Annotated in this window: 5 protein-coding genes and 2 rRNA genes; all 7 read left to right on the top strand. The window is 43.1% G+C overall.

What is annotated here, in order from left to right:
• A 23S ribosomal RNA gene (locus KXD37_RS23145) occupies nt 1–109 on the top strand; the annotation flags it as partial.
• A 53-nt stretch (nt 110–162) separates the two neighbouring features.
• Nucleotides 163–278, top strand: a 5S ribosomal RNA gene (gene rrf / locus KXD37_RS23140).
• A gap of 244 nt (nt 279–522) precedes the next feature.
• Nucleotides 523–987, top strand: a complete 465-nt coding sequence (gene ctsR, locus KXD37_RS23135; protein WP_010332747.1) for a transcriptional regulator CtsR — start codon at nt 523–525, stop codon at nt 985–987.
• A 13-nt stretch (nt 988–1,000) separates the two neighbouring features.
• Entirely contained in the window at nt 1,001–1,558 is a 558-nt protein-coding gene (locus KXD37_RS23130; RefSeq protein WP_095714843.1) for a UvrB/UvrC motif-containing protein, read from the top strand.
• Nucleotides 1,558–2,649: a protein arginine kinase gene (locus KXD37_RS23125; RefSeq protein ID WP_106021668.1), complete on the top strand. Its 1,092-nt coding sequence runs from the start codon at nt 1,558–1,560 to the stop codon at nt 2,647–2,649. The genes KXD37_RS23130 and KXD37_RS23125 overlap by 1 nt, the downstream gene beginning before the upstream one ends.
• The gene (clpC, locus tag KXD37_RS23120) at nt 2,646–5,078 is read left to right on the top strand and encodes an ATP-dependent protease ATP-binding subunit ClpC (protein WP_010332750.1); all 2,433 of its coding nucleotides are present in this window, start codon (nt 2,646–2,648) and stop codon (nt 5,076–5,078) included. The genes KXD37_RS23125 and clpC overlap by 4 nt, the downstream gene beginning before the upstream one ends.
• A 91-nt stretch (nt 5,079–5,169) precedes the next feature.
• Nucleotides 5,170–6,546, top strand: a complete 1,377-nt coding sequence (gene radA / locus KXD37_RS23115; protein WP_044153447.1) for a DNA repair protein RadA — start codon at nt 5,170–5,172, stop codon at nt 6,544–6,546.

Genomic DNA, 6,546 nt, shown 5'->3' with positions numbered 1-6,546 from the left:
TTCCGCAAGGAAGTAAGATCCCTGAAAGATGATCAGGTTGATAGGTCTGAGGTGGAAGTGTGGCGACACATGGAGCTGACAGATACTAATCGATCGAGGACTTAACCTAATTTCTAATGATGTCACACCTGTTATCTAGTTTTGAGAGAACACTCTCAATTGTTTGGTGGCGATAGCGAAGAGGTCACACCCGTTCCCATGCCGAACACGGAAGTTAAGCTCTTCAGCGCCGATGGTAGTCGGGGGTTTCCCCCTGTGAGAGTAGGACGCCGCCAAGCAATTAACAAAAGGGCAGCTCATATGAGCTGCCCTTTTTTGCATTCTGCTTATTGGTATCATAAAATTTCATTTAGTTATATAATATAATAACTTCACAGAGAAATTTTAAGTGAATAATCAGGTTTTATGGATTTAGAAAATGGAAATACTTAAGATAGAGCGAGAAAGTTGAAAATTCTCGAAAAACACCTTATAGTAAGATTAAAGTCAAATATAGTCAAAGTCAATAAAGGAGGGGGTTGAGTGGGACATAATATTTCTGACATCATTGAACAGTACTTGAAACAAGTGTTAGATCAAAATGGCAAGGAAATTCTAGAAATTAAACGTAGTGAAATTGCAGATAAATTTCAATGTGTTCCTTCCCAAATAAATTATGTCATCAACACCAGATTTACAAGCGAGAGAGGATATATTGTTGAGAGCAAACGCGGGGGCGGCGGTTACATCAGAATCATTAAAATTAAAATGAATAATGAAGTTGTCCTAATCAATAATATTATTTCTCAAATTAATACCCATTTGTCTCAAGCAGCCTCTGATGACATTATTTTAAGGCTATTAGAAGACAAGGTGATCTCTGAAAGAGAAGCAAAAATGATGGTCAGCGTGATGGATCGCTCAGTACTGTACATTGATTTGCCTGAACGTGATGAATTAAGAGCGAGAATGATGAAAGCTATGCTGACCGCTTTAAAATTAAAATAAGCGGGTGAAAAGATTGATTTGTCAAGAGTGCAATGAGAGACCAGCCACTTTTCACTTTACAAAGGTTGTTAACGGAGAGAAAAAAGAGGTTCACATCTGCGAACAATGTGCAAAAGAACATAGCGATTCATATGGTATAAGTGCAAGTCATGGTTTCTCTATTCATAATTTACTATCAGGTTTACTGAACATGGATTCTTCATTTCAGAATGCTGGAACTCAAATGTTCAGCCATTCCGAGCAAATATCTGCTTGTCCGAAGTGCGGAATGACATTTCAGCAATTTAGAAAAACCGGCCGATTTGGCTGTGCCGAATGTTATAAAACATTTCATAGCAACATTACACCGATCTTACGCAAAGTTCACAGCGGAAACACTGTGCATGGCGGGAAAATACCGAAACGTATAGGCGGCAACCTGCATGTCAGACGACAGATCGAAATGCTGAAAAAAGAATTAGAAGCTTTAATACAACAAGAAGAATTTGAAAATGCAGCCCATGTGAGAGATCAAATTCGTTCATTAGAACAGTCACTCAAAAGTACAGATAGTGAGGAGGAACAGGGGTAATGTCGCTAAAGCATTTTATTCAGGACGCATTAAGCAGTTGGATGAAGCAGAAAGGCCCTGAAAGTGACATTGTACTCAGCAGCCGCATACGTTTAGCTAGGAACTTTGAAAATATTCGGTTCCCTACGCGATATTCCAATGAAGAAGCCTCATCCATCTTACAACAGTTTGAAGAACAGTTTTCAGAACAAGAAATTCCCGGTGTCGGCAAATTCCTTTTGATCAGAATGAACGACGCACAGCCTTTAGAAAAACGGGTGCTTGTTGAAAAGCATCTCATCAGCCCTAATTTGACAGAGTCTCCTTTTGGCGGCTGTTTGCTTTCTGAAAATGAGGAAGTAAGCGTCATGTTGAATGAGGAGGACCACATAAGAATTCAGTGTCTTTTCCCAGGATTTCAGCTTCCGCAAGCAATGAAAGCCGCAAACCAAGTTGATGACTGGATTGAGGAAAAGGTTGATTATGCATTTAGTGAGCAAAGGGGTTACTTAACCAGCTGTCCTACAAATGTAGGTACGGGCTTAAGGGCTTCAGTCATGATGCATCTTCCGGCACTGGTTTTAACTAGGCAAATAAATCGAATTATACCGGCTATTAATCAATTAGGCTTAGTTGTTAGAGGAATTTATGGGGAAGGCAGCGAAGCAGTAGGAAATATCTTTCAAATTTCAAATCAAATCACGCTTGGAAAGTCGGAGCAGGATATTGTCGATGACCTTAACAGCGTAGCTGCCCAACTGATTGAACAGGAACGATCTGCCCGAGAAGCGCTTTACCAAACCTCTAAGATTGAGCTTGAGGATCGTGTGTATCGATCCTATGGAGTCTTGTCCAATTGCCGAATGATAGAATCGAAAGAAACTGCAAAGTGTCTTTCAGATGTTCGGTTGGGTATAGACCTAGGCATTATAAAAGGACTTTCAAGCAATATACTTAATGAACTGATGATTTTAACACAGCCGGGATTTTTACAGCAGTACTCGGGAGGCGCTTTGCGTCCGAACGAAAGAGATATACGAAGAGCGTCTCTTATCAGAGAACGGCTTCACTTAGAAATGAATGGGAATAGACAGGAGGATGAATCGATATGATGTTTGGAAGATTTACAGAACGAGCTCAAAAGGTACTGGCGCTTGCACAGGAAGAAGCACTTCGTTTAGGTCATAATAATATCGGCACTGAGCATATTTTATTAGGACTGGTGCGAGAAGGAGAGGGCATCGCTGCTAAAGCACTTCAAGCGCTTGGACTTGGTTCAGATAAAATCCAAAAAGAAGTTGAGAGCTTAATTGGGCGCGGACAGGAAATGTCTCAAACGATTCATTATACTCCGAGAGCTAAAAAAGTCATTGAGCTATCAATGGATGAGGCCAGAAAACTCGGCCATTCTTATGTGGGAACAGAGCATATTCTTCTTGGACTTATTCGCGAAGGTGAAGGTGTGGCTGCGAGAGTGCTTAACAATCTCGGAGTCAGCTTGAATAAAGCAAGACAGCAAGTGCTTCAGCTTCTTGGAAGTAATGAAACAGGTTCATCAGCGGCTGGAACAAACAGCAATGCGAATACGCCTACACTAGATAGCCTGGCAAGAGATTTAACAGCGATTGCGAAGGAAGACAGCCTTGATCCGGTTATCGGCAGAAGCAAAGAAATTCAGCGTGTCATTGAAGTGCTGAGCCGCAGAACGAAAAACAATCCTGTTCTGATTGGGGAACCGGGCGTAGGGAAAACGGCTATCGCAGAAGGTCTTGCACAGCAAATTATCAATAATGAAGTTCCCGAAATTTTACGTGATAAACGCGTTATGACATTAGACATGGGAACAGTGGTTGCCGGTACAAAATATCGCGGTGAATTTGAGGATCGTTTGAAGAAAGTTATGGATGAAATCCGTCAGGCAGGAAACATCATTCTATTCATTGATGAGCTCCATACACTAATCGGAGCGGGCGGAGCAGAAGGTGCCATTGATGCATCCAACATTTTGAAACCTTCACTTGCTCGCGGAGAACTTCAGTGCATTGGTGCGACAACTCTTGATGAGTACCGTAAATATATTGAAAAAGATGCAGCTCTGGAACGCCGTTTTCAGCCAATCCAGGTTGATCAGCCGTCTGTAGACGAAAGCATTCAAATCCTAAAAGGCTTGCGTGACCGATATGAAGCCCACCACCGCGTTTCTATCACTGACGAAGCCATTGAGGCTGCGGTTAAGCTTTCTGACAGATATATCTCTGACCGTTTCCTTCCGGATAAAGCTATTGACTTGATCGATGAAGCGGGTTCAAAGGTCAGATTGCGTTCCTTTACAACGCCTCCTAATTTAAAAGAGCTTGAACAGAAACTTGATGAAGTTCGTAAAGAGAAGGATGCTGCGGTGCAAAGCCAAGAATTTGAAAAAGCGGCTTCCTTGCGTGATACGGAACAGCGTTTGCGTGAACAAGTGGAAGATACGAAAAAATCATGGAAAGAGAAGCAGGGACAGGAAAACTCAGAGGTTTCTGTGGATGATATTGCGATGGTTGTATCCAGCTGGACTGGGGTGCCTGTATCAAAAATCGCTCAAACAGAAACAGATAAGCTTCTTAATATGGAGAGCATTCTTCATTCCCGTGTCATCGGCCAAGATGAAGCTGTTGTAGCCGTTGCTAAAGCGGTCAGACGTGCAAGAGCAGGGCTAAAAGACCCTAAACGCCCAATCGGCTCATTCATTTTCTTAGGCCCTACAGGTGTAGGTAAAACGGAGCTTGCACGGGCACTTGCTGAGTCTATCTTCGGTGATGAAGAAGCCATGATCAGAATTGATATGTCTGAATACATGGAAAAACACTCGACTTCTAGACTTGTAGGTTCACCTCCAGGGTATGTGGGATACGATGAGGGCGGCCAATTAACAGAGAAGGTAAGAAGAAAACCATACTCTGTTGTGCTTCTTGATGAGATTGAGAAAGCGCACCCTGACGTCTTCAATATCCTCCTTCAAGTACTTGAGGACGGACGATTGACGGATTCTAAAGGCCGTACAGTTGATTTCCGCAACACGATTCTGATCATGACGTCAAACGTCGGAGCAAGTGAGCTGAAACGCAACAAATATGTCGGCTTCAACGTTCAGGATGAGACGCAAAATCATAAAGACATGAAGGATAAAGTGATGGGTGAGCTGAAACGTGCGTTCAGACCGGAATTCATCAACCGTATTGATGAAATTATCGTCTTCCATTCACTCGAGAAAAAACATCTGGCTGAAATCGTGTCATTGATGTCTGATCAATTAACGAAACGTCTTAAAGAACAGGATCTTTCTATTGAATTGACGGAAGCTGCGAAAGCAAAAGTCGCGGAAGAGGGCGTAGATCTTGAATACGGTGCCCGCCCGCTCAGAAGAGCCATTCAAAAACATGTGGAGGACCGTTTATCTGAAGAGCTGCTCAGAGGTAACATTCATAAAGGACACCATATCGTTCTTGATGTAGAAGATGGCGAATTTGTCGTAAAAACGACAGCTAAAACGAATTAATATAGAAGACGAAAAAGAGGCATACAGCATGTAAGTGTATGCCTCAATTTCGTATCAAGAAATAGAACAAGGGAGAGGTCTTACACTATTTATGGCTAAAACAAAATCCAAATTCATCTGCCAATCCTGCGGCTACGAGTCTCCAAAATGGATGGGGAAATGTCCGGGCTGCGGTGCTTGGAATACAATGGTGGAAGAAATGATTAAAAAAGCACCGGCCAATCGGAGAGCGGCTTTTTCTCATTCTGTTCAAACCGTACAGAAACCTTCCCCCATAACATCAATCGAAACATCAGAAGAACCCCGGGTTAAAACACAGCTCGGCGAGTTTAACAGAGTGCTCGGCGGCGGTGTGGTGAAGGGCTCACTTGTTTTAATTGGCGGGGACCCCGGCATCGGAAAATCGACCTTATTACTGCAAGTATCCGCTCAGTTATCTGGTTCAACACGTCATGTTCTGTACATTTCAGGAGAAGAATCGGTAAAACAAACGAAATTAAGAGCAGACCGTCTGGGCATAAATAATCCCTCACTGCATGTTTTATCCGAAACCGATATGGAGTATATTTCGTCTGCTATAGAAGAGATGAATCCAGCGTTTGTGGTTGTTGACTCTATTCAAACGGTCTATCAAAGCGATATCACCTCGGCTCCCGGCAGTGTGTCACAGGTAAGAGAATGTACAGCCGAGCTGATGAAAATTGCAAAGACAAAAGGTATTCCGATATTTATTGTAGGTCACGTAACGAAAGAAGGATCCATCGCGGGGCCGAGACTGCTGGAGCATATGGTTGACACTGTTTTATACTTTGAAGGAGAACGTCACCATACTTTCCGAATCTTACGGGCTGTAAAAAACCGCTTTGGTTCTACAAACGAAATGGGTATTTTTGAAATGCGGGAAGAAGGGCTCACTGAGGTACTGAATCCTTCAGAGATCTTCTTAGAAGAGCGTTCGGCGGGATCTGCGGGGTCGAGCATAACGGCTTCTATGGAAGGTACAAGACCGATTCTTGTTGAAATTCAGGCGCTCATCTCGCCAACAAGCTTTGGCAATCCGCGGCGCATGGCAACAGGGATAGATCATAACAGGGTGTCACTGTTAATGGCTGTGTTAGAAAAAAGAGTAGGGCTGCTGCTGCAAAATCAGGATGCATATTTGAAGGTAGCGGGCGGCGTCAAACTTGATGAACCTGCGATTGATCTTGCTATAGCGGTCAGTATCGCATCAAGCTTTAGAGACACACCTCCAAATCCTGCAGATTGCTTTATAGGAGAAGTGGGATTAACCGGAGAAGTCCGCCGGGTATCAAGAATTGAACAGCGTGTAAAAGAAGCGGCAAAGCTTGGTTTTAAACGCATGATCATACCTGCGGCAAATCTGGATGGATGGACGAAACCAAAAGGGATTGAGGTCATCGGAGTAGCAAATGTTGCAGAGGCACTTCGTACTTCATTAGGAGGATAA

This window comes from Bacillus sp. XT-2, from assembly GCF_025696525.1.
In the GTDB taxonomy this organism is placed as follows: Bacteria; Bacillota; Bacilli; order Bacillales; family Bacillaceae; genus Bacillus; species Bacillus halotolerans.
Note: the sequence above shows the minus strand (reverse complement) of the source record. Positions and strands in the feature narration are given on the sequence as shown.